Origin of the sequence: Pseudomonas sp. PDM10 (assembly GCF_014852295.1) — a bacterium.
Classification (GTDB): Bacteria; Pseudomonadota; Gammaproteobacteria; order Pseudomonadales; family Pseudomonadaceae; genus Aquipseudomonas.
In genome coordinates this window covers 135385-159969 of sequence record NZ_JACVBJ010000005.1, presented here as the reverse complement: position 1 = coordinate 159969, position 24585 = coordinate 135385, and the positions used below count along the sequence as shown (strand labels likewise).

Annotated in this window: 22 protein-coding genes; 8 read left to right on the top strand and 14 right to left on the bottom strand. The window is 59.2% G+C overall.

Features of this window, described 5'->3' with window-relative positions:
* Positions 1-102 precede the first annotated feature (102 nt).
* Complete coding sequence (locus IB252_RS18435; RefSeq protein ID WP_192409841.1) at positions 103-1260, top strand: AAA family ATPase; 1158 nt, start codon at positions 103-105, stop codon at positions 1258-1260.
* 257 nt (positions 1261-1517) lie between these two features.
* Positions 1518-1799, top strand: coding sequence for a DUF3077 domain-containing protein (locus IB252_RS18430; protein ID WP_192409840.1), 282 nt, complete (start codon positions 1518-1520; stop codon positions 1797-1799).
* 272 nt (positions 1800-2071) lie between these two features.
* On the opposite strand, the gene IB252_RS18425 is transcribed toward IB252_RS18430, so the two are convergent.
* From IB252_RS18425 to IB252_RS18390, 8 genes are all read right to left on the bottom strand, one after another.
* Positions 2072-3685, bottom strand: coding sequence for a Fic family protein (locus IB252_RS18425; RefSeq protein ID WP_192409839.1), 1614 nt, complete (start codon positions 3683-3685; stop codon positions 2072-2074).
* A gap of 494 nt (positions 3686-4179) precedes the next feature.
* Positions 4180-4953, bottom strand: a complete 774-nt coding sequence (locus tag IB252_RS18420; protein ID WP_192409838.1) for a DeoR/GlpR family DNA-binding transcription regulator — start codon at positions 4951-4953, stop codon at positions 4180-4182.
* Between the two features lie 55 nt (positions 4954-5008).
* On the bottom strand, positions 5009-6010 hold the full coding sequence (pdxA, locus tag IB252_RS18415; RefSeq protein ID WP_192409837.1) for a 4-hydroxythreonine-4-phosphate dehydrogenase PdxA: 1002 nt from the start codon (positions 6008-6010) through the stop codon (positions 5009-5011).
* Positions 6011-6015: 5 nt separating this feature from the next.
* Positions 6016-7296: a four-carbon acid sugar kinase family protein gene (locus IB252_RS18410; RefSeq protein WP_192409836.1), complete on the bottom strand. Its 1281-nt coding sequence runs from the start codon at positions 7294-7296 to the stop codon at positions 6016-6018.
* On the bottom strand, positions 7293-8306 hold the full coding sequence (locus IB252_RS18405; RefSeq protein WP_192409835.1) for a 2-keto-3-deoxygluconate permease: 1014 nt from the start codon (positions 8304-8306) through the stop codon (positions 7293-7295). Before IB252_RS18405 ends, IB252_RS18410 begins: the two co-directional genes overlap by 4 nt.
* 326 nt (positions 8307-8632) lie before the next feature.
* Positions 8633-9001, bottom strand: coding sequence for a type II toxin-antitoxin system RelB/DinJ family antitoxin (locus IB252_RS18400; protein ID WP_192409834.1), 369 nt, complete (start codon positions 8999-9001; stop codon positions 8633-8635).
* A gap of 222 nt (positions 9002-9223) precedes the next feature.
* A complete protein-coding gene (locus IB252_RS18395; RefSeq protein ID WP_008149359.1) occupies positions 9224-10507 on the bottom strand; it encodes an OprD family porin in 1284 nt (427 codons plus the stop codon).
* A gap of 254 nt (positions 10508-10761) precedes the next feature.
* Positions 10762-11433 carry a DsbA family protein gene (locus tag IB252_RS18390; protein WP_192409833.1) on the bottom strand — a complete coding sequence of 224 codons (672 nt, stop codon included), beginning with the start codon at positions 11431-11433 and terminating at the stop codon, positions 10762-10764.
* A gap of 96 nt (positions 11434-11529) precedes the next feature.
* On the opposite strand from IB252_RS18390, the gene IB252_RS18385 reads away from it, so the two are divergent.
* The gene (locus tag IB252_RS18385; RefSeq protein WP_218281363.1) at positions 11530-11691 is read left to right on the top strand and encodes a hypothetical protein; all 162 of its coding nucleotides are present in this window, start codon (positions 11530-11532) and stop codon (positions 11689-11691) included.
* Between the two features lie 212 nt (positions 11692-11903).
* Here IB252_RS18385 and IB252_RS18380 read toward each other — a convergent pair whose 3' ends face one another.
* From IB252_RS18380 to IB252_RS18365, 4 genes are all read right to left on the bottom strand, one after another.
* Complete coding sequence (locus IB252_RS18380; protein ID WP_046052216.1) at positions 11904-12116, bottom strand: hypothetical protein; 213 nt, start codon at positions 12114-12116, stop codon at positions 11904-11906.
* 243 nt (positions 12117-12359) lie between these two features.
* Complete coding sequence (gene aguA / locus IB252_RS18375) at positions 12360-13466, bottom strand: agmatine deiminase (protein ID WP_192409832.1); 1107 nt, start codon at positions 13464-13466, stop codon at positions 12360-12362.
* A gap of 5 nt (positions 13467-13471) precedes the next feature.
* Positions 13472-14350 (bottom strand): N-carbamoylputrescine amidase, encoded by an 879-nt coding sequence (gene aguB, locus IB252_RS18370; RefSeq protein WP_008149347.1) that lies wholly within the window; start codon positions 14348-14350, stop codon positions 13472-13474.
* Between the two features lie 303 nt (positions 14351-14653).
* Positions 14654-17566, bottom strand: a complete 2913-nt coding sequence (locus tag IB252_RS18365) for an aminotransferase (protein WP_192409831.1) — start codon at positions 17564-17566, stop codon at positions 14654-14656.
* 193 nt (positions 17567-17759) lie between these two features.
* On the opposite strand from IB252_RS18365, the gene rfbC reads away from it, so the two are divergent.
* From rfbC to IB252_RS18345, 4 genes are all read left to right on the top strand, one after another.
* Complete coding sequence (rfbC, locus tag IB252_RS18360) at positions 17760-18305, top strand: dTDP-4-dehydrorhamnose 3,5-epimerase (RefSeq protein WP_192409830.1); 546 nt, start codon at positions 17760-17762, stop codon at positions 18303-18305.
* A 106-nt stretch (positions 18306-18411) separates the two neighbouring features.
* Complete coding sequence (locus tag IB252_RS18355) at positions 18412-20220, top strand: sensor histidine kinase (RefSeq protein WP_192409829.1); 1809 nt, start codon at positions 18412-18414, stop codon at positions 20218-20220.
* Positions 20217-21608: a sigma-54-dependent transcriptional regulator gene (locus tag IB252_RS18350; protein WP_192409828.1), complete on the top strand. Its 1392-nt coding sequence runs from the start codon at positions 20217-20219 to the stop codon at positions 21606-21608. The genes IB252_RS18355 and IB252_RS18350 overlap by 4 nt, the downstream gene beginning before the upstream one ends.
* A gap of 40 nt (positions 21609-21648) precedes the next feature.
* Positions 21649-22104, top strand: coding sequence for a thioesterase domain-containing protein (locus IB252_RS18345; RefSeq protein ID WP_192409827.1), 456 nt, complete (start codon positions 21649-21651; stop codon positions 22102-22104).
* A gap of 195 nt (positions 22105-22299) precedes the next feature.
* Here IB252_RS18345 and cysQ read toward each other — a convergent pair whose 3' ends face one another.
* Entirely contained in the window at positions 22300-23127 is an 828-nt protein-coding gene (gene cysQ / locus IB252_RS18340) for a 3'(2'),5'-bisphosphate nucleotidase CysQ (protein WP_192409826.1), read from the bottom strand.
* Positions 23124-23690: an ADP compounds hydrolase NudE gene (nudE, locus tag IB252_RS18335; protein WP_123367042.1), complete on the bottom strand. Its 567-nt coding sequence runs from the start codon at positions 23688-23690 to the stop codon at positions 23124-23126. Before nudE ends, cysQ begins: the two co-directional genes overlap by 4 nt.
* Before the next feature lie 89 nt (positions 23691-23779).
* On the opposite strand from nudE, the gene yrfG reads away from it, so the two are divergent.
* Positions 23780-24451, top strand: coding sequence for a GMP/IMP nucleotidase (gene yrfG, locus IB252_RS18330; protein WP_192409825.1), 672 nt, complete (start codon positions 23780-23782; stop codon positions 24449-24451).
* Positions 24452-24585: the final 134 nt, after the last annotated feature.

Sequence of the window (24585 nt, the reverse complement as noted above, 5' to 3'; positions counted from 1 at the left end):
CAAAACCTGCAGCATTGCAGTGCGCTCAGGCCGGTTCCCAGTCTTTATGCTAAATTATGGCTGGCCAATAATTATGGCGTATCCATAAAAAGAGGTAATTGCATGAGCAGCATTTTTCAGCGCCCTGAACTGGCTGAAGAGATGGCGAACCAGCTTCTTAATCCGGGTGTGCTCGATGAAGGTTTACGCTCAGGTCTGTTTTTATCCGGCCTGCGCAGGACCGGTAAAACGACATTCCTGAGGAGCGACCTCATCCCTGCGTTGGAAGAAGAGGGGGCTCTGGTCATTTACGTCGACCTATGGAGTGACACGCTGGCCAATCCAGCAGCACTGGTGCATGACGCCATCCGTAAAACCCTGCAGCAGCTCCAAACACCAGGCTCTGGTTTGCTCGAGATGCTTAAGCGTGTCAGCGGTGTTGATGTAGGCGCTGCAGGATTCAAATTTGGTTTCAAACTCGACAGCATCGGGAGCTCAGGTGGGCCAACGCTGGCGCAGGCGCTGACAGAGGTTGTTGATCAAGCGAAAACCGATTTGGTGCTGATCATCGACGAAGTGCAGCATGCCATTTCTTCCGACGATGGCAATCAGCTGCTTCTGGCACTCAAAGCTGCTCGTGATGCGATCAATCCTCGACCCGATACGCCGGGTTACTTTCTGTTTATTGGAACGGGATCGCACAGGGCGCAAGTCAGCGAGCTCACGGCAAAGAGGAACCAGGCGTTTTCTGGTGCGACATCGACAGCGTATCCAGTACTAAAAGGGGATTACGTTGAATACCTGCTTAACCGGCTCGCTGCGACGGTGAAGAAAGAAAAGCTACCTTCACTCAAAGTCGCCATCGAAGCATTCAATACCTTGGGGAATCGGCCTGAGGAAATGCTCAAGGCGCTCAGACAACTCATGCAGCAAGACGGCGATCCCGATCTTTTCTTACCGGTTATCGCTAGCACTTTGCGCTCCGCGGCGGCCAGCATCGAACTAGAAAAAGTGGAGCTGCTAGGTAGTTTGGCTCAGGCTATTTTCAACAAAATCGCGTCAACGGAAGGTGATGCCCGGGGCATTTTTTCCATCGATGCTGCAGCTGAGTATTCGAAGATCGTCGGCCGTGAGGTGCGCGTTGAAGAAATTCAGCCAGTGGTAATTGCACTGGTTGCCGAGAACATCATCATGCGGCGCGGGCATGGAATTTATGCGATTACGGACCAGTTTGTTCAGGAGATTTGGTTGGAAGAACGAGCGCTGATTGATGCTAGCTAGCGATCTCTACGCTGTTGCCGTTGCTTGTCGAACCAATCAATTCCACACCGACGCCACCACCTAGCCACGATTGCGCATCCTGCTCCCTCAAGCTACCTTCAGACCGTCGCTGCCAATTCAGCGACCGGGCCTGAGAACTCGAATTCGATGCAGAAACCAACCGGAGTTCTCCTTATGCATGCCCGCAATCTATTCAAAATTTTCGCTACTACTACACCGGGTCACGCCCACCACCGCCCAAAAACCGGAGGTGCCCAATGACCAACCCCCAAGACCTGAAAACCATCGGCCTCACCCCTTTCTCCTTCCACGGCAACCAACCGCTGTTCCGCATCAACGGCGGTGTCCCGATCATCCAGGCCCTCTCCCACGCCTCAGATCTGCTCCACATCGCCAAACTTCTCGCATCTGACGCCGCCATGGTTCGTGATACCGACCGGCATGCCTGGGCGTCGCATTTTTTGCAGGAGATGAGTAAGGCGATCATCGATGACGTAGCGAAGGTGCTCGATGCACCGGGTAACAATCGCAGCCAGTAATATCGTCAAATAAACCTACGCCGCAAACATGGAAAAGCCCCGAATCAATCGTAATGCTGTTCACTTAAGACATTCTTCAGTCGAATAAGAACCTGTGGCGAGGGGATTTATCCCCGTTCGGCTGCGAAGCAGTCGTAATCCAGACAACTTAGTTAGTCTGAAAAGACACTGGGGCCGCTTCGCAGCCCAACGGGGATAAATCCCCTCGCCACAAATGTGGACGCCGCGCTTAAGTGAACAACGATTGATTCGGGGCTTTTTGCGTAAGTCGGTCATCGACCCACTGGCTGATTCGGGTGATATCGATCACTCACGCTACTGTCTATCGGCTCCTCCCCCCGAACCGACTCAGCCACAGCTTCGATAATGGCGGCCCAAATATCCGGCCTTGCCAGCACAGGCATTTCCTTTGCCAATACGTTGCTCAGCTTCCCTTCGTTCTGCTCTATGGATCGCAAGAGCCGATCAGCCTGTGGATCAGGCATCTCAACGACCTCCTTGATTGCCTGTCTGGCCCTTATGTGACTGCGCAAATACCGCGACTCTTCACGCATCTGTTCGGTGATGGTGCGGCGAATGACGTTAGACATAAAAACAACGTGTGGCCCCAGGTTCGGATAGCGCCACACCGGACGGGCCTGATCCTGGCCTGTGAATTCAATATTCGAGACCACGCCGTCAGGATATTGCGTACGAGTGTTGGCGAATGCTACCTGGTCTCGTATGCCCTGCATGAGTGGTTTTGAAACCTGATCCAGCACGCTGTCGTAAAGACGCCGCTCAGCAGAGTCGTCGGTGATAACTGCTGAAATCGGAAGAATCACCGGGTCTGGAATGGCCCCATCACGCCGCAAAATGTCATTGATCAGGAAGCGATGGACCCGGCCGTTGCCGTCGGCCAGCGGATGGATATACACGAAAGCGAACGCTGCTACAGCACTGCGCATGACTGGGGATTGCCCTTGAGTACGATTCAGAAAGATGCGAATGCCTTCCAGCATCCGCTCCAGATCACTTTCCGGGGGAGCGACATAATGGACAATCTCCTGATAGCGGATAGTTTCGCCAACAAACGCCGGAGATTGCCGAATCCCCAGGCGTGTCAGTGTGGTCACTGCTCCAAGGATTTCTTCTTGCATCTCAGCTAGTGCAGCATCGGTGAGCGGCAGTTCGCCCTGACCTGTTCGTCGCGCCAACACATCTGCGAAACGCTGGATACGTGTTGAACGATCTGCCTCCCCTTCAATGGCGAAGCTGGCTTTACTTTCCCTGAGCGTCATCCATGCGGCGGCGCGCAGCAGAAGCGCTTCGCCAAACTCTGCGGTCAGTTGGCCAAAGAGGTGAGGCACATCAAGGTCCGCTGCTGACTTGACTGCTGCAGTCTTGGCGACAATTGGGCAGAAGTAGTTCGAGCCAGGCAGGTTGTCATTCACTCGCCAACGCGGCACTTTCACCGCCTTTTCAGGTGAAGCCGCCACCATCAGATCGGCGTTGATGGCGTCGACATACTTACCGCCTATAGGTTCTGGCGCCTGCAACCGCTCGCCAGTGAGCCACTCAAACAAGAACGCCGACCTGCGGGCATATTGGCCGGTGGGCTCGTCATTCAACCAGCCTTGTACCGGTGCAGGCCCCACCTTGGTAAACAGTCTGGTCAAGAACTCAAGGTTCGGGACTTCATGCCGCAGGTGAAATTGCAGATGGGATGAAAAGTCCGGATCGGGGCGCATGTTTTCCGTAAAGGTCTCAAGACGAAACCCGTCTTCGACCTGAGTTGACCGTCGACTACCGACCTGACTTAACACGGATAGCCGTGCCATCGGCCGCACGTCAAATGTCGTTGCTAGCCAGGCAGCACCGATGGGATCTACGGGAAACTCGCTCACGTCACACTCCTTTTAAACCTCGGCCAAATCAAACCACTACAAATGGAGAGTAACGATCAAAATCAGATCCCGCTGCATAAAAATGATTATTTTTCGGTACTAATGCATAAAAACAAACATTCATAGCACATAAAAATTGAGCTCCGCTATTGAATTGGGCACCGTCGAACTGACCTCAAACGCATAAAAACGATTTTACTTGCTCAAAAACGATCATAAATCTGGCTTTTTGCACAAAACCGTTTCGAACCTGGACAATCCCACTGAACCCCTCACGCAATGAAACCCGCAACGCCGCCCCTTTCAGACAAAAAAAGCCCCGAATCGGTCGCAATGCTGTTCACTTAAGAGAGTCTTGAATCGGAGAAACCTGTGGCGAGGGAGCTTGCTCCCGCTTGAGTGCGTAGCACTCACAAAAATCGGCAATGATTGTCAGATTTTTGGGGCCGCTACGCAGCCCAGCGCGAGCAAGCTCGCTCGCCACATGGGTGCAATCAAGCGACGTCCACGGTTTGCACAGTGATTTGCTTGAGCGCATAAAACGGCGCAAGCGCTGCTTCATCTGCGGTGGAGCCGGTAATCAACCGCCACTCCCGCTCAATCGGCGTCCAGTGCTGTTGCCTCGCGCGGCCCAATTTATCGGTATCTGCCAGCACCACAATCTGCGCCGCCCGCTTGATGATGCATTCCTTGAGATACGCCTGCTGCGCGCTCGCTTCGCACAAGCCGAATTCCGCGACGACGCCGTCAGCACCGAGGAAGGCTTTGTCGACACTCAACCGGCTCAACGTCAACTCGGCCAACGGTCCCAAGGTGCTCATGCTCGAACCGCGCAAATCGCCACCGATCAAGGTCAGTCGTACGCCCGGCGCATTGGCCAGGGTCATCACGGCCAGCAGGTTGTTGGTGACCACATGCACGTCTTGTCGCGAGCACAAATGATGGGCCAGTGCGGCGCAGGTGGTGCCGCCGTCGAGCAAGACGGTATCGCCATCCTGGACGTGAGCCGCGGCCGCCTGCGCGATAGCGTCCTTCTGCTCCCACTGGCTGGTCTTGCGTTCTTCCAGTGAAGCTTCCGGTTCATGAACGCCCACCACCGCCGTCGCGCCGCCATAGGTGCGCACCAAATGTCGCTGTTTGGCGAGCATGGTCAGGTCGCGCCGCACCGTCGCTTCCGAGACCCCGAGCGCCGCGCTCAATTGCTCGACGTTGGCATCGCCAATGCGTACGAGATCGAGGATGGCGCGGTGGCGGTCGGATGCTTTCATGGCGGGTCTCGCACGGTGGACGGTGGTCGATCTTACACGACCGCGCCCGTGCAGCTCATCCCCGTCGCGTGGCAAGCTCCGCACCCTGGCGCAGCGCTTCGAGCAGGCTGCGTTCATCGGCGATGCCCTTGCCCGCGATATCGAAGGCAGTGCCGTGGTCGACCGAGGTGCGGATCACGTCTAGGCCGACGGTCACGTTCACGCCCGCTTCAAGTCCCAGCACTTTGACCGGGCCGTGACCCTGGTCGTGATACATCGCCACCACCAGATCGAAGTCGCCGCGTCCGGCGCGGAAGAACAGCGTGTCGGCGGGCAACGGGCCCGTCACGTCGAGGCCGCGCTCCTGCAACAGCTTCACCGCAGGAATGATTTTTTCTTCCTCTTCGCCGTAGCCGAACAGACCGTTTTCGCCGGCATGCGGGTTGATTCCGCACACGCCGATACGCGGCTTGACGATGCCGGCCTTGATCAGCGTCGCGTTGCCGCGCTCGATCGTGCGCTGGACCAGGCCCGGCTCGATCTTGCGGATCGCGTCGATGATGCCGATGTGGGTCGTGACGTGAATCACCCGCAGTTGCGGCGCCACCAGCATCATGGAAACTTCGTCGACATTGGTCAGGTGCGCGAGCATTTCGGTGTGGCCGGGGTACTTGTGGCCGCCGGCGTGCAGCGCTTCCTTGTTCAGCGGCGCGGTGCAGATCGCGTCGATCTGATCGGCCTCGGCGAGTTGCACGGCACGGGCGATGTATTGATAGGCCGCGTCACCGGCGATGGGCGACAACTCGCCAAACGGCAGGTCGTCGGGAATCAGATTGAGGTCGATGCAGTCGATGGTGCCGGCCTCGTACAACGCTTGGGAGGCGTCCTCGATACGGCGCACTTTGGCGCTGCCGCCGACGATGACATTGGCCTGCTCAAGACGACGGGCATCGCCGATCACCAGCGGTCGGCATTGTTGATAGACGACGTCATGCGTCAGGCTCTTGACGATGATTTCCGGACCGACGCCCGTGGCGTCGCCCATGGTGATGCCGATGATCGGGAGGTAATTGCTCATAGTGTTCATTCGAGTCCTTGGATTCGTGTGCGTTTGGGCGAGGAGTGATCGGCGCTGTCGCTCAGGTGTTGCCATGCCGCGTACAACGCGTGATCGCTGCCGAACGCGCCCGCCTTGGTAACAATTGCGGGACGATGGCCCTGCCGGGAAACGGTCGGTCGCGCGTAGGCGACGCCGGCTTCGATTTCCGTCAGCAATTGCAGGCTGTCGATCCCGACAGTGGTCAATATGGCCCGCGCCGTCTCACCGCCCGTGGCGATCAGGCCACCGACCTTGGCGAAGTGCGGTTCTACCAGCACGGCCAGCATCGTCGAGAGTTGCGCGCCCTCCTGGGGATCGAACGCCTCATCGCGACCGATGCGCAGCAGCAGGTCACTCCAGCCGTCCAGCTGCTCGCCGATGCGCGCCTGCCAGATCGCCCAATCGCCGTGGGTTGTGCCTTGGCGAAGAACCTCGGGCGGGACAACCAATTCGCTGACGCCACCACGTTCCTTGAGCAGTGCGCATTGCCGCTCGCAGACGCCGGAGAGGCTGCCGACGAGTATCAGAATCGGCGCCTGACTTTTTTCGATGGCGTCGGATTCGATGGCTGCGAAGCGTGTTTCGCAGAAATCGGGAAGGCTGGCTACTTCCCGAGCAAGGCCACCCGAACCGATCCAGAACAGCGGCTGGTCCATCGACGCGGTCAGGCGAGCGAGGGTTAGCAAGTCGTCTTCAGTTTGCGCATCGACGATCAGCGCCTGCGTGCCGCTGCGGGCGACCTCGGTAATGTGCTGCGCGAGTGCGTCTTCGTTGCCGCGCAAGGTGTCGAGGTCAAGCTTCGCGGTGCTCAGGCCTGCGGTGACAAGCATCGCTTCGACATCGGCTGGACGGTCGGCGTTTTCCAGTTTCCAGGTATCGGTGGTTTCCAGCGGCTGGCCATTCACGAACACCCGACCGCCGCGCAACGTACGACCTGTAGCGGGAAACGCCGGGGCCACAATCGCCAGCCCCGCAAACGGCTGCAGAGCAGCGACTTCAGCCGCCCAGTTGCCGCGCAAGGTCGAATCGATTTTCTTGTACAGCCGCTGCCCGGGCTGATGCAGTGCCTTGAACGCGGCGACGGTGCGCTCGGCAGCCTGCGCCGGTGAGAGGCGCCGAGTGTCCGTATCGGCGGCAATCACTTGAGCGTCAGCCTTGTCATTCAAGGGGTCGAGCGTGACGACCGTTTGCATTCCCGCACTCGCAAAGCCGATGGCGCAATCTGCCGCGCCCGACAGATCGTCAGCGATGATCAGCATCCTCATCGCAAGGCCTCCAGCTTTTGAGGTTCAATCTCCGCCTCGGGAACGACGTTGGGGCTGCGCTGCTGCACACGCTTGGCGACGGCGGCGGTGAGCAGCGGCGCGAGGATCGCGGTGACCACGACGCAGGCGGCCACCAGAATGGTCGCGCTCTTGGCCGCCTCCGCGTACACCGGATTGGCCGCTGCGATTAACGCAGGGACGGCGGCGGCATTCCCGGCGGTCGTGGCCGCGGCGACACCCGCGACGCCAGTGCCACCGGTCAAACGGTCAGCGAAGAACAGCGGAATACCGGTCAGCACCACAACCGCAACACCCATGCAGAGACCCAGCAATCCGGCCTGCCAGACGTTATGCAAGTCCAGGCTGGCGCCGAGTGCCAGGGCGAAGAACGGGATCATCACCGGGACAGCCTTGGCCAGAAAATCGCGCATGTCACGGTCGAGATTGCCCAGCAGCATGCCGAGCGCCAGTGGCAGGATGCTGCCCACCAGCGTCGGCCAGGGGAATGCCGACAGGCCGGCGATGCCCAGCGTGACCATCGTCAGAAAAGGACCGGACTCCAGCGACATGACCGAGTAGGCGCCGACGTCTTCGGAGCGACCGTACTGCCCCATCAGCGCCATATATAAGCCGCCGTTGGTGTCGTTCATCGCAGCGACCACTGCCAGCGTGGAAATGCCGGCGAAGAGTCCCGAGGAAATCGGCTGCTCGCCCAGGAAGTGCCCCAGCACAATACCAATGAGGACGGCGATGCCGACTTTGGTCGCGAGCAACGTGCCGCCCTTCTTGAGCAAGTAAGGCGTGGCTTTGATATTGATACTCGCGCCCATGCAGACGTAGAACACCGCGAGGATCGGTAGCGCCCCGGTGAACAGTGCATTGGTGAATGAGCCGAAAAACTTGGGCGTGTCGGGCAGGAAGGTCGCCACCAGCGAGCCAATCAGCAGGGGCACGATCATCATGCCGCCCGGAATGCGCTCAATAGTGCGTTTGATAGGAAATTGGGCCACGAGGGTCTCCTTTTATAATTGTGGGTAGACGTGCATCACCTCGAAACTGACTGAACCGATCATTTAGTGATTGTTTCAGTCAAATTTATCTTAAGCCCTCGGTTTAATTTGCGCAAAACAATCATTCAAATGATCGTTTCGATCATTTGCGATGAAAAATCTAAGCAATGACGGGCAGCTCGAATCGCCCGGAGGCGCATGCCAGAGCCATTCTGCGCCCACAAAAAAGCCCCGAACCAGTCAGGGCTTGTAGTGAGAGGCGTTACTTGAACAGCTCAGAATGACTTCCGAGATCAACAAATGTGATCAGATCGGAGCGCGTGTGCTCATAAATCATCAAGAATCTGAAGGATTTCGATCATGCCACGGCGTCCGGGCTGATGTTTTTGCGTACTGTTTGGGCAACTCAGCTCTCCTTTGCTTTTTTTTCCGGTTTCGCCATCAGCGTCCCTCAGCATGTCGTCTATCGAGTCGAACCGCTGGCGAATATCTCGTGCTTCCATCATGGCGCGGGCCGTCTTCTCCGAGAGGGCGCGTACCTCAAACGGGAGGCCCTGAGTTGCCACAACCTGACGAAGAAAAAGACGCATGGCATCACTGATGCTCAAGCCGCAAGTACCCAAGACCTCAGTAGCCCGCGCCTTCAAATCCTCATCTATGCGGCAACGCACTGTAGTTTTCAACAATATGCCCATGGTAGTAACCAAAATCAGCTGGATTCCTCACTCAGTATTTCAACCGTTTGAGCACGCAATGAATATCAGCCTGATCCCTTTCCTACTCGAGAACCGTCCTGGTTCAACGCAGGAAATAGCTGAGCGCGTTGAGCTCTAAATCGCGCCCAAAAAAAAGCCCCGAACCAGTCGGGGCTTCTCCTTTCTCAGCCTTGCATCAGGCCTCGATAGCGCAACCGATCATCAGAAAATGTTGATCGGGTAATCCACGAACACACGCACTTCATTACCGCTGGAGTTGTACTCACTCGATTTCTGCGAGACACGCAGGATCGAGCTGCGCAGTTTCACGCTCAGGTCTTTGGCCGGGCCGCTTTGCACGACGTATTTGAACTGGTTGAAGATTTCGCGCTCGGTGCCGCCTTCGCTGGTGGAGGTGGTGATGTTGTCGCCGCGCACGTAGGCGAAGTTGTAGCTCAGGCCTGGAACACCGAAGGTGCTGAAGTCCAGGCCGTAGCCCAGCTGCCAGCTGCGTTCGTCTTCGGCGTTGAAGTCGGACCAGTAGGAGTTCGCCAGGTAGATGGTGTTGCCGCCGTCGCCGACGCGACCTTGATCCTTCTGGTAGCCGCCGTAGGCATAGCCCAGGTTGCTGTCGCCGGTGCTGCGCTGGTGGGCGAGCGTGAACGAGTGCGCGCCGGTGGCGAAGGTGGCGGCCAGGCTCCAGATTTTGTTGTCGTCGCCAGTGGCACCGCTTTCGCGAACGTAGGAATCGTCCAGCTTGGTGCGGTAGCCGTTGAAGTCCAGGGTCAGGGACTGATCCTTGTCGATCGGGAACACGTAGTTGGCGTTCACGTATTGCTTCTTCAACACGTCTTCGACGTCGGAGGCGTACAGCGCAGCCTTGAACTGTTCGGTGAACTGGTAACTGCCGCCCAAAACGTTGATCGACTTCAGGCCACCGCTGTCATGGCCTTCAGCACTTTTACGCGATTCGGCGGTGAAGCGACCGGCGTTCAGCTCCAGGCCTTTGATCTCTTTGGAGGTGATCAGCGTGCCGGTGTAGCTTTCCGGCAGCAGACGCCCGTTGTCATAGCTCAACACCGGCAGCACTGGCATCTGGTCGCCGTAGGTCAGGACAGTGCTGGATACGCGGAATTTTACCGCGCCACCGGCTTTGGCCAGGTCGCCGGCCGGGTTACCGCTGTCGCCTTCCTTGAAGAAGTCGATGCCTTGGCCGCCGCTGTGGCTACCACGGTCCAGACGCAAGGCGTACAGACCGAAGGCATCAACGCCTACGCCGACGGTACCTTGGGTGAAGCCCGAGGTGTAGGTGCCGATGGCAGCCTGACCCCATTCACGCTGGTCGTCGTTGCCGTCTTTTTTGTCGCGATTGATGTAGGCATTGCGCAGCAGCACTTTGAGGCTGCTGTCTTCAACAAAACCCTTGGATTCGGCCTGGTCGTTAGCCATGACCTGTGTAGCACTCAACATCCCCAGAGCGATCAGGCTGATTCGCTTGTTCAACATTTTGTTCTTTTCCTTATGATCGGTTGATACGCGCTGTGTCGAACGGCTGAAACGGCGCTATCGCGCTCTTTTTTCACCCCAAACAAAAAGGCCCGCGCACGAAGAAATCGTGGCGGGCCTTTTTGTTATTTTTATGAGTCGTGGCGGTTGGCCACAGGCGTGGGGCGAATCCTAGCCGCGCCCTTAACGATGTGTCAATTTCATGAATCGTCTGTGAATAGGCGAAAAACGTCTAAGAAAACACTTGTCGCGCGTCAATGGGCGCAGCCGTCGAGGCCACAGGCTTGAAGCGCCGATGATGACCCTTGTGCGGGCAGCGACTGACTCAGCCATGCCGCGAAGGCTTGCGGCTTGCCGAGCCACGGGCCGATATCGATCAGGGTAAATTGGCCGTTGCGTTCCAGGGCAAAGGTCGGGAAACCCTGACCGCCGACCTCGGCCAGCAACGCTCGACTGTCCTTGATGTGGCGATCGGTTTCAGCTTCCTTGAAAGCAGCCTGGAACGCTTGAGGTTCCAGTCCGATGTCTTTCGCGAGTTCTGACAACACCGCTTCATCGGCAATGCGTCGACCTTCCTCGTAGTGAGCACTCTGCAAACGCCCCAGCAACTCCAGTCCTCGGCCGGCGACCTGCTCGGCTGCCAGCACGGCGGCAATCGGCGGTGCGGAATCGAACACCGCTGTCTCATCGCGCAGCAATCCTTCGAAATACGCCTCGCCGAACGGCTGGCCGGTGTACTCGGCAATACGTCGGTCGTGGGGCATCACGTAGTTGCGCAGTTTTGGTGAAACGGTCTGGCGGTTGGCGCCGGTCATCATGCCGCCGCCATGGGCGATCACGGGCAACACAGCCTGAGCGGCTTGCACCAGCGGTTTTGCGCCATAGCACCAGCCGCATAACGGGTCGTAAATGTAGTGAAGGATCATGGGAAGACTCCGGCAAAAGCGTAGGAAAACGAGATGCCGGCAGATTAGTCCTCCGCCCGTTTCTGAAAAACGCTGGAATGGCTTTCAGTCTGTTTCATGAATCGGTCGAATGAACCCGCCGAGTCGTTGCAGCAGGATTTACGCGCGGCGCTGAACAACATCAGCGACAAGACCTATTACTCGTCGGCCACCAGTGCAGCGCAGATTCAGCCGGGTGAACCGCGTAGCCTGGTCGTGACCGGGACATACAGGCTCTAAAAACACTGCCACCCCCACGACTTGATCGTTCCCACGCTCTGGTGTGGGAATGCCTCACCGGACGCTCTGCGTCCGCTCTTGGGACGCGGAGCGTCCCGGGCTGCATTCCCACGCGGAGCGTGGGAACGATCATCAACGGACAAAAAACTTTCGCCCATAAAAAAAGCGCCGCCATCCCGGCAGCGCTTTTACCAATCCTTTGTTTTTTCTTCTTATCCTTCCATCACATCCCACAACGCTTCCAGCTCCGCTTCGCTGAATAAACCAGCGGGGTAGCGTTCGATCATCGTCCGGCGCGGATCAGGTTCTCTGATCTGACGCGTTCCATTGGACTTCAACCAGTGCGCCAGGACCTGGAGCGATTCGCTGTTTACTGCCAGGGGATGCAACGCCCGCTCGCTCACCACATTCATTTCGGCGTTCATTTCCGCGCTCTCTCCTGGATTGTGAGCGGCTAACTTATCCAAGGTTTATGACAGAACATCGCAGTTCTCCCCCTCCCTGTTACACCCTGAGCGATACAAGAGCTGTGCCAAAGTTTCGCAACTGTCGACAAGCGGATACAAAAAAGCCCGCAGTCCTGTAGGGCTGCGGGCTTTGTGCTAAACCGTGAGCGAAAACGTTTGCCTGGACTATTTTGCAATCAACTCAAGCTGTTACAACCGCACTCACTCTTTGTGGGGGGCTGGCTGTTGTTGGGTAAGGCAGTGGATGTTACCGCCTCCCAGTAACAGTTCGCGGCCGGGCACCATCACCACTTCGTGCTGCGGGAACAGTGCCTGCAACATCTCTTTTGCCGGGCCATCCAACGGGTCGTCAAAGCTCGGCGCGATGATGCCGCCGTTCACGATCAGAAAGTTCACGTAGGAACCGGCCAGACGCACCGTCGGATTACGTTCCTGAGTCCCGTCCACCGGATCAACCCCCGCGCACTCTTCTTCGGTCGCATACAGCGGCCCCGGAATCGGCATCTTGTGCACCGTGAATGGGCGCCCCTTGGCGTCGGTGCTGCTTTCCAGCACTTTCATTGCCGCCTGGCAGCGCGGGTAGTTCGGGTCCTGCGGGTCATCGGTCCAGGCCAGCAACACTTCGCCCGGACGCACGTAGCAGCAGAAGTTATCCACATGGCCGTCGGTTTCGTCGTTGAACAAACCGTCCGGCAGCCAGATGATTTTATCCACAGCCAGATTCGCGCTGAGCACCGCTTCGATCTCTGCACGGTTCATGTGCGGATTGCGATTGCGGTTGAGCAGGCATTCTTCGGTAGTGATCAGTGTGCCTTCGCCATCGACGTGAATCGAACCGCCTTCAAGCACAAAGCCCTCGGTGCGGTAGCGCTGGCTGCGCTCGATCTCGAGGATTTTGCCGCCGACCTGGGAATCGCGATTCCACGGCGAGTACAGCCCCCCGTCGAAACCGCCCCACGCGTTGAAGTCCCAGTTCACACCACGGACTTCGCCGCCGTTATTGATGACAAACGTCGGCCCCGTGTCGCGAACCCAGGCGTCGTCGCTGGACATTTCCACCACACGAATATTCGGCACGTCCAGACGGGCGCGGGCGTTTTCGTATTGGCCGGCGGAAACCGCCACGGTCACCGGTTCGAAACGCGCAATGGCTTTGGCTACCGCGACGTGCGCGGCTTGCGCCGGTTTGCCACCCAGACGCCAGTTGTCCGGGCGCTCGGGCCAGATCATCCAGGTCTGGGTTTGCGGCGCCCATTCGGCGGGCATGTAAAAGCCGTCGGCGCGAGGCGTGCTGTGCAAAGTGGTCATGACAATCAGGACTCCAGGGAACCGTCGAGGGTTTTCAGTGTGCCATACAGGTTCGGGCGACGATCACGGAAAGAGCCCCAGGCGCTGCGGATGTGTTCCAGTTCGTCCAGATCGAAGCTCTGAACCAGTACGCCTTCTTCGGTTTCGTTGAGCTCTTGAACCTTCTCGCCGAACTGGTTGGCGATGAACGACGAGCCGTAGAACGTAATGTCGTAGCCGTCCTGCTCTTCGTTGCCGATGCGGTTGCTGGCGATCAGCGGCATCAGGTTGGCGCCGGCATGGCCTTGTTGCACGCGCTGCCAGTGATCACGGGACGAAATAGTCTTGTCGTGTGGCTCGCTGCCGATCGCGGTCGGGTAGAACAGAATTTCCGCGCCGAGCAACGCCATGCTGCGGGCGCATTCCGGGAACCACTGGTCCCAGCAGATGCCCACGCCGATTTTCGCGTAACGGGTGTTCCAGACTTTAAAGCCGGTGTCGCCCGGATTGAAGTAGTACTTTTCATGGTAGCCAGGGCCGTCCGGGATATGGCTTTTACGATAAATCCCGAGGTTGCTGCCGTCGGCATCGATGATCGCGATGCTGTTGAAACGCGCGCGGCCCGCCAGTTCGTAGAAGCTGATCGGCAGAACCACTTGCAGCTCCTTGGCGACTTTCTGGAAGTGCTTGATGGCGACGTTGTCTTCAACGGTCGTGGCCAGTTGCAGGTAATCCGGGTTCGGCTTCTGGCAAAAGTACGGAGCCTCGAACAGTTCCTGGATCAGGATGATCTGCGCGCCTTGCGCCGCGGCCTCACGGACCAGCCGCTCAGCGGTCTCGATGTTGGCTTCAAGGTCCCAGGAACAGGCCATCTGGGTGGCGGCGACGGTAACGATACGGCTCATGAATCATCTCCGGGGCAATTGCTTGAGGGTCGAGCGTGGCATCGACCAATGACAGAAATGGGAAGCACCGGGCGTGGTGAGGCCACACCGGGGCAGCGGTGACTTTATAGCCGATAAAAATCGGCTTTAGAAGTCACAAGCAAACATTTTGTCATGTTTTTTTGCTAAAAAGCCGATATCTATCGAATTAACACCGTACCAATGTGGGAGTGAGCCTGCTCGCGATTGCAGTCGAACATTCAACTTGGATGTCGACTGATCCTGCCCAATCGCGAGCAGGCTCACTCCCACAGGGATGTGTGTTTACAGACCCTCTGCGAGAACTTTCGACAGCATGTCCACGAAGAAATCCACGCTCTGACGCGAGGTCACCATCGGCGGTTTGATCTTGAGGACGTTCAGGAAATCACCCGTCGGCTGCATGAAGATCCCCAGCTCGCGCAATCGATCACACAGCGCCGAGGTTTCTTCGGTTGCCGGTTCCAGGGTTTCGCGATTGCGGATCAACTCGACGCCCAGATAGAAGCCGGAACCATGCACCGCGCCCACCAACGGATGAATATCGATCAGCGCTTCAAGCCGTTCCTTGAAATACCCGCCCACGACCTGAGCGTTTTCCCAGAGCCTTTCTTCCTCCATCACATCCAGCACGGCCATGCCGATCTGGCAACTGACCGGGCTGCCGCCGGCCGACGAGAAGAAGTAACCCTCAGCCTCCAGCGCTTCGGCGATTTCCCGACGGGTGATCACCGCGCCCAACGGCTGGCCATTGCCCATGCCTTTGGCCATGGTGATGATGTCCGGCACCACGCCTTGCTCTTCGAATCCCCAGAAAAAGTTGCCCATGCGGCCATAACCGACCTGCACTTCATCGGCGATACAAACGCCGCCCTGGGCACGAACCAGCGCATAAACCTGTTGCAAATACCCCGGCGGCAGCGAGATACCGCCGGCATTGCCGTACACCGGTTCGCAGATGAAACCGGCCAGCTGACGCTTCTGCTCGGCAATTTTCGCCAGGTTGTGTTCGACGCTGCGCACGTAGTCCGGGGCGCTATCCGGGCCACGGAATTCGCCGCGATAGGTGTTCGGCGCGGTGACCGGATGCACCCAGTCTGGACGGCTGCTCAAAGCCTTCGGGTTGTCGGCGATCGAGGTCGAGACCGCGTCCGCGCCCACTGTCCAGCCGTGATAGGCCTCGAGCACGCTGAGCATGTCGCGACCACCGCTGTAGGCCCATGCCAGGCGGATTGCCAAGTCATTGGCCTCGCTGCCACTGTTGACCAGAAACACCCGGTCCATGGAGTCCGGCGACAGTTTCAGCAAACGTTCGGAGAATTCAGCAACCGCCGCGTAGTTAAAACGCGAGTTGGTATTGAGCAGCGACCACTGACGACTGGCGACAGCAGCCATGCGCGGATGACCGTGGCCAAGCACCGCGACGTTGTTGAGCATGTCGAGGTAGGAACGGCCTTGCATGTCGATCAAGTGATTGCGCCAGCCGCGTTCGATGCGCGGCGGGTCGACGTAATAGTGCTTCTGGGTACGGGCGAAACTGGCATCACGGCGCGCCAGCAACGTCTGCGAATCGAGTTCCTCTTCGGCGTCACAGGCCAGTCCCAGCAGCACCGCCGGTGATGGGCACAACGCTTGCCAGGCAGACGCGCGAGACGGCGTGCAAAACAACGGCGCCGTGAACGAAGCGCCACGGCACAACTGCACGATCAACGGCCCGCTGACGGAACCCAGCACCTGGCCTTTGACCAGCGCTGCGCCCGTGTGCAGCGACGGCGTCACACCCCACAGGCGCACGCTCAGTTGCGGGCCGTCCAGTTGCAGCACACCCGCCGCCGGCTGATGCACCACACCGGCAAACGGTGATTCGACCGCCGTGCCGTGGGGCACTCGCAATTCGACGTGCAATGGGCAGGTGTCGGGTTCGCTGGCGCTGTCCGGGCGGGTGCGGGACAAGCGATATTGCCCATAACGACTGGCCGCCAAACCGTGAGCCGCGGCAGCTTCGGTCAGCAGCCGCTGATCGATCCCCTCCTGCTCCCAATTGCCGGCCTCGAAATGCGGACTGAGCACGCCCAAATCGATCAAAGCAAACTCACGCCCCACCAGGCTCGGCAGCAGCGGCGCAAAGCCTTCGCTGCCGATGCCCGGCAGTTTCTGGCCGACGGCGGTCAGGATCGCGGCTTCCATCAACGCCAACGGCACCGATGTAGCGACGCGGAAAATCTCCCACTCGTGGGTGAGGTTGTCGCGGCTGTATTCGTTGCCCGGATCGATGCTGACCTGCTGTTCGCCGCTGAGCACCAACACCGCCGCACGGGCGACGATCAGCGGCCAGAGCGCCAGTAGCTCTTCATGCGTGAGCGGATTGACCGCGTGATAGGCCCGAACCGCCGGCAAAATGTAGAACGGATCGCCATCAGCGTGGTGCAGCAGCGCCGCGCAGGTCACCGACAGATCAGTGATGCGCCAGGTACGAACCAGGTCGCCGAAATCAATCACCCCCTGCAATTGCCACTGACGTTGCGAATCTCGCTGCCACACCACGTTGTCGTCAGTGATGTCCATGTGAATGGCCTGCACCGGCAGCTTATCCACAAGCGGCTGCAAATGACGCTCGGCCTGTTCAGCCGCATCAGCGATCAGCCGGCGTTGCTGTTCGTCAGTGATGACCGGCAGCAAATGCGCGATCAACGCGTTGGCGTGGCGGGCGTCCCATTGAAGCGTGCGCTCGAGGCCCGGATGGTCGAAACCGGCCAGCGCCAGGTCCATTTCACCGCAGAGTCGACCAAAACCGGCTACCACTGAACCGGGCAGATGCTCCAGGTGTGTGAGCGACTGGCCTTCGATGTAATCGAGCAGGCGCACATGCACCGGTTGGCCGCCGACTTCCAGGGAGAGAAGGTCTGCACCGTTTTTGGCGGCAATCACTCGCGGCACATGCACATCAGGGTGTTCACCCAAATGCTTGAGTCCGGCGTGCTGGGCGTGCAACTCCTGCGCCGAGTAATCACCACGGCAGATTTTCAGGACAAAACGCCCCTGGTCGCTGTCGACCCGATAGTTAATATCCTGCTGGCTGCCGAGGGCCTGCAACCTTCCACTCAGGCCGTAATGTCCCTTCAACAGCTCAAGCGCTTGCTCCGCAGACACTTTCGGGCTGGGCAAACTGGCGCGATGAATCAACGTGGCGAGTGGCATACAACGACCCCTGAAATTTTATTAGGCGCTTATATCGCCACCGCTTTGGGTGATACGCAACCCCTTCGCCTGCCAGCCTCCCTCCTGAGGCTCGACAAATCAGTTAACTGATCAGAAAAAAATCACTCCACTCGCGCCAGCCGCCACTTTGCGCAAGAATGTCGCCCATCAATGCCTATTGCTGGAGAAAGCCATGAAAGTAGTCACCACCGACCTGCCCGGTGTTCTGATCATCGAACCCAGGGTATTTGGTGACGAGCGCGGTTTCTTCTATGAAAGCTTCAATGCCAAGGCTTTCAAAGAAGCGACTGGCCTGGAGACGAATTTCGTCCAGGACAACCATTCCCGTTCACAAAAAGGCGTACTGCGCGGCCTGCATTACCAACTGGAAAACACTCAGGGCAAACTGGTTCGGGTCACCTCCGGTGAAGTACTCGACGTGGCCGTGGACATTCGCCGCAGCTCGCCCCATTTCGGTAAATGGGTGGCTGTGCGTCTGTCCGCCGAGAACCATCGCCAACTCTGGGTCCCGGAGGGTTTCGCCCACGGTTTCGTGGTGCTGAGCGAGTTCGCCGAATTCCTCTACAAAACCACCGACTACTACACCCCGTCCGCCGAGCGCAGCATTCGCTGGGACGACCCGGACCTGGCCATTGATTGGCAACTGGACGAAGCGCCACAACTGTCCGGCAAAGATCAAGCCGCTGCGTTCTTCAAGGATGCTGAAGTCTTTTCCTGAAACACCGTCTGAATCATCACCGCGCAAGCGTGCCTGACCCACGGCGCGCAGACTGCGCCCGCAAGCCTAGGCATAATGCGCCTGTACCCACAGGCGCTCGATGCTCATGACTCCGACCCTCCCCCGCAGACCCCGTTGGCGCAGCCTGGCCCTGCTCGCGCTGTGCCTGGCACCGTTGCTGTGGCCGCTGGAGCATCTGGCCGAGCGTTACTACCGCAGCGAACTGGCCGGGCAGAACCGTCAGACCCTCGATCTTTACGTCGCCAACCTGCTGGGCACCCTGCACCGCTATGAAGTGTTGCCGCAGATCCTCGGCGATCTACCGGCCCTGCGAGCCGTCCTCGGTGCGCCCGACGATGGCGTCACCCAGGGCAACGCCAATCGCTTGTTGAAAAACATCAGCGCCCAGACCGGCGCCGAAGTCATGTACCTGATGGACACCACGGGCAAGACCCTGGCCGCGTCCAACTGGGACAAACACGACAGTTTCGTCGGGCGTAATTTTTCCTTCCGGCCGTATTTCAGCGAAGCCATGGCCGGGCGGCTTGGGCGCTTTTTCGGTTTAGGCACAACATCGGCCAAGCGCGGCTATTTCTTCGCCGCCGCCGTGCGTAACGGCGAAAAGATCATCGGCGTGCTGGTGGTCAAGGTCGACCTGGACCACACCGAAAGCCTCTGGGGCAAAACCCCGGAACAACTGTTGCTGACCGACCATAACGGCGTGGTCATTCTCACGTCGCGGCCCGAGTGGCGATTCCGCTCGACCCGCCCGTTGGGCGAAGAGGAAAGCAAGGCGATCACCGCGATTCAGCCTTATCCGACCCGTGATCCCAAACCCTTGCGGCTCAATCCCAACGCCTGGCTGACACAAACCCAGTCCATCGCAGAAACCGGTTGGAACGTCAGCATCCTCGCCCCACGTACTTTGATCGATCGCCCGGTACGCACGGTCGTCGCCATCGGCGGCGCGACGTTGTTGGTGTTGATGTTGCTGCTGGGTCTGATGATGCAGCGCCGCCGCCATTACCTTGAACGAATCGCCTTCGAAGCCAAGGCCCGTCGCGAGCTGGAAGGCCGGGTGGCCGAGCGGACCAGCGACCTCGAAGGCCTCAACCGTCGACTGAAACAGGAAGTGCTGGAACGCGAACAGGCCCAGCAAGAGCTGGTTCGCGCTCAGGATGATCTGGTGCAGGCCGGCAAACTGTCGGCCCTTGGCACCATGTCGGCGAGCATCAGCCACGAATTGAATCAACCGCTGGCGGCGATCCGCAGCTACGCAGAAAACGCCGAAGTGCTGCTCGATCATCAGCGCACTGAAGATGCACGCGGCAACCTCAAGTTGATCAGCGAACTGACCGGGCGCATGGCGTCGATCATCGCCCACCTGCGCGCCTTCGCCCGGCGCGATCGCCACGCCCCGGAAAGCGTCGCCCTGCAACCGGCGCTGGACGATGCGCTGGCGCTGCTGGCCAAGCGTCGACGCAGCATGGAAGTCGAGCTGATCCGCGATTTGCCGGCCGCCACCCTGTGGGTCGAGGCCGGGGAAACCCGTCTGCGTCAGGTGCTCGGCAATCTGCTGGCCAACGCCTTGGACGCCCTGACGGAAAAAGGCCCGCCGCGCAAGCTCTGGTTGAGTGCCCAATCGACTGCCGACGGCGTCAATCTGTACATTCGCGACAATGGCCCCGGGTTCTGCCTGGAGGCACTTGGCCGCGCCAGCGAGCCCTTCTACACCACCAAGACCCGCACTCAGGGGCTTGGGTTAGGGCTGGCGATTTGCGAAACCCTGATGCGCGCCTTCGGCGGTGAACTGTCGTTCTCCAACCACAAGGAAGGTGGCGCCCTGATTACCCTGAAGCTGCGTGCAGGCGCACCGGGTGTGAGCCTGCAACCGTCCGAGGACCGAAGTGCATGACCATCGACAACCGCATCCAGGTCGTGTTGATCGACGACGATCCGCACCTGCGTCAGGCCTTGAGCCAGACTCTGGATCTCGCTGGCCTGAAAATCCTGCCACTGGCCGAAGCCAAGGGCCTGGCGGCGCAACTGGAACGCGACTGGCCCGGCGTGGTGGTCAGTGACATCCGCATGCCGGGCATGGACGGCCTCGAATTGCTGACTGAACTGCATGCCCAAGACCCGGAACTGCCGGTGCTGCTGATCACCGGTCACGGCGATGTGCCGCTGGCCGTGCAAGCCATGCGCGCCGGGGCTTATGACTTTCTGGAAAAACCCTTTGCCAGCGACGCCCTGCTCGACAGTGTGCGCCGCGCCCTGGCCCTGCGCCGGCTGGTGCTGGACAACCGCAGCCTGCGTCTGGCCCTGAGCGATCGCAATGAACTGAGCGCCCGATTGGTCGGGCAATCGGCGCCGATGCTGCGACTGCGCGAGCAGATCGGTGCATTGGCGGCGACCAAGGCCGATGTGCTGATCCTCGGCGAAACCGGTGCAGGTAAAGAAGTTGTCGCACGTGCATTGCACGATCTGTCGAGCCGTCGAAACGGTCCGTTCGTGGCGATCAATGCCGGCGCCCTCGCCGAGTCGGTCGTAGAAAGCGAGCTGTTCGGTCATGAGCCAGGCGCCTTTACCGGCGCGCAAAAGCGCCGCATCGGCAAGTTCGAATTCGCCAATGGCGGTACGTTATTTCTTGATGAAATCGAAAGCATGAGCCTGGATGTGCAGGTGAAATTGCTGCGTTTGCTGCAAGAGCGGGTCGTCGAGCGCTTGGGCGGTAATCAGCTGATCCCGTTGGACATCCGCATCATCGCTGCGACCAAGGAAGACCTGCGTCAATCCGCCGATCAGGGCCGCTTCCGTGCCGACTTGTATTACCGCCTGAACGTCGCACCGCTGCGTATTCCGCCGTTGCGTGAGCGTGGCGAAGATGCGCTGATGCTGTTCCAGCACTTCGCCGATGAAGCCAGTGCTCGTCACGGTCTGCCACCCCACGAGTTGCAACCGGGACAACGCGCCCTGCTGCTGCGCCACACCTGGCCGGGCAACGTGCGGGAATTGCAGAACGCCGCCGAACGCTTTGCCCTGGGCCTGGAATTGGCCCTGGACAATAGCGCCGCCGATGGCGCTGTCGGCATGACGGTCGAGATGGTCAGTGGCGGTCTCAGTGAACAAGTGGAAAACTTCGAGAAAAGCTTGATCGCCGCCGAACTGGCGCGTTCTCACAGCTCGGTGCGCAGCCTCGCCGAAGCCCTTGGCATCCCACGCAAGACCTTGCACGACAAACTGCGCAAGCACGGGCTGAACTTCGCCGACGGTGGCAGCATCCACACCGACGAACCCGATTGAGCTACCGTCCAATCATCATCTTCAAACAAGAGATCCATGCATGAGCCGCGACAGCCGTCATCTGGAATCAGTTCTCCATCGCGACATTCCCCTGACGCGGGACATGGGCCTCAAAGTGCTCGATTGGCACGACCAGCAACTGCGCCTGCACTTGCCGCTGGAGGCCAACGTCAATCATAAAAGCACGATGTTTGGCGGCAGCCTGTATTGCGGCGCGGTGCTGGCCGGTTGGGGCTGGTTGCATTTGCGTTTGCGTGAAGAAGGGGTTGAAGGCGGGCACATCGTGATTCAGGAAGGGCAGATCAGCTACCCGCTGCCGGTGACCATGGACGCGACAGCGATTTGCCATGCACCGAGTGCGGCGGTGTGGAAGAAGTTTTTGGCGATGTATCGGCGGTATGGACGGGCGCGGTTGACGTTGCATTCGCGGATCGTCAATGCCGACAGTGATGAGGATGCGGTGAAGTTTACGGGGCAGTACGTACTGCATCGGTAGGGCTTAAGAACCACCCCTCACCCTAACCCTCTCCCCGGAGGGTAGAGGGGACTGACCGAGGTGTATTTTTGAGCTACATCGACCTGAAAGTCCGAGTCGAACTCAGGTTTTGAAAAGCGTGGAGATCGGCTCCCTTTCCCCCTCTCCCCTATGGGGAGAGGGCTGGGGTGAGGGGTGGCTCTTGAATCCGAACGATCAGCTCCGAGCCAACGCCAGCAGTTTTTCGCGCCACGCAGCCTTCGCCGGCAGCGCCAGGAAAAACGCATTCAACAACGATTCCCGCGCCGGATAACTGAACGGCGCACCGCTCAAATCCAGCACTTCACCACCCGCCCCTTCCAGCACGCCTTGCGCAGCCGCCGTGTCCCACTGCGAAGTCGGCGCCAACCGCGGATAACAATCCGCCGCCCCTTCCGCCAACAAACAGAACTTCAACGAACTGCCGATGTTAGCCAATTGCAGCTCACCCAGACTGTCGCTCAACCCGGCCAGCAGGCGCTCCTGCTCAGGACTGGAATGTCGACGGCTGGCGACCACGGTAAACGCTTCACCCTCAGCAGGAACCTCGCGAACCTGAATCGGCAAAGGCTGCGCGTCTTTATCGCCACGCCACGCGCCCAGACCCGCACCACCGACGTAGAAGCGCCCGTTGGTCGGCATCGACACCACGCCAAACACCACACGCCCCTGCTCGATCAGCGCGATGTTGACGGTAAATTCTTCGCTACCGGAGATGAACTCCTTGGTCCCGTCCAGTGGGTCCACCAGCCACCAACGCTGCCACCCGGCGCGCACGCTCTGGGGAATGTTGGCGTCTTCTTCCGACAGCACCGGGATGCCCGGGTCCAGCGCCGTCAGCCCGGCCAGAATCACATGGTGAGCGGCCATGTCGGCGGCCGTCACCGGAGAATCATCGGATTTTGCAGTCACGGCGACGTTGGCACGCCAGAACGGCAAAATCGCTTCACCGGCTTTCAGCGCCAGTTCAACAACAGGCGCCATCAACGGATGGGGGAAAATCATGGCTGGAACACTCCACGCTGAGTCAGCAGATCACGGGCCAGATACAGTGCTGCCAATGCCCGGCCCTCGGTGAATCGCGGGTTCTGGGCCAAGGCCGACAACTCACGCAGGTTGATTTTGTCCACGCCCATTGGCTCGGGCTCATCGCCTTCAAGGCTTTCTTCGTACAGATCAGTGGCCAACACCACCTGGATCTTCTGGCTCATGTAACCGGGGGACAACGACAACTCAGTCAAATGCTCCAGTTGCCGCGCGCCGTACCCGGCCTCTTCCTTGAGCTCCCGCTCGGCCGCCGCCAGCACGTCCTCGCCCGGCTCGATCAAGCCTTTGGGCAAGGACAGCTCGTATTCATCGGTGCCGCCGCAATACTCTTCAACCAGCACCGCGTGGTCCGCATCCAGCATCGCCACGATCATCACCGCGCCATAACCGGCGCCCTTGCCCACCAGTCGCTCATACGTGCGCTCCACGCCATTGGAAAAGCGCAACTTCAGCTCTTCGACGCAGAACAAACGGCTGGTGGCGACGATCTCGCGGGCGAGGACGGTGGGTTTCTGGCGCATGAGCGGCTCCTTGGCGATAGCGCGTTACTATACCCGGCCTATCCTGATTGTTTACGTCGGATATCTTTTTTACCGCTGGAGAAGTTTTTATGTCCCTGCTGCCCTGGCGCGACATCGACACCGTTCTGCTGGATATGGACGGCACGCTGCTGGACCTGCATTACGACAACCATTTCTGGATGGAGCACCTGCCCCAGCGTTACGCCGAATTGCACGGGGTGAGCCGGGCGATGGCCGAGATGGAATTGCAGCCGTTGTTCGAACGCAACGCCGGCCAGTTGCAGTGGTATTGCCTGGATTTCTGGAGTGCCGAGCTCAAGTTGCCGGTGCGCGAACTGAAACTGGAAACCGCGCATTTGATTGCCCTGCGTCCGGACGCGGACACCTTTCTGGCCGCCATCAAACGGGCCGGCAAGCGTGTGGTGCTGATCACCAATGCGCATCGCGATTCGCTGTCATTAAAACTGGAAAGAATTGAACTGGCGCCGTACTTCGAGCGATTGATCAGCTCGCATGATTACGGTTTTGCCAAGGAAAACCCGCAATTCTGGGACGCCTTGCAAGCGGACATCGGTTTTGATCCGGCGCGCAGTCTGTTTATCGACGATACGTTGCCGATCCTGCGTAGCGCGCGGAATTTTGGGGTGGCGCATCTGTTGGCCGTGAGTGAGCCGGACAGCCGTAAAGGGCCGAAGGACACGGCGGAGTTTGCGGCGGTTGGGGATTATCGGGAGTTGATTGCAGGCCTAGACCGAGTCTAGAGCCCTGATCGTTCCCATGCTCCGCGTGGGAATGCCTCATCGGACGCTCCGCGTTCGGCTCTGGATGGGACGCAGAGCGTCCCGGGCTGCATTCCCACGCAGAGCGTGGGAACGATCATCACACGGCCTTGAGA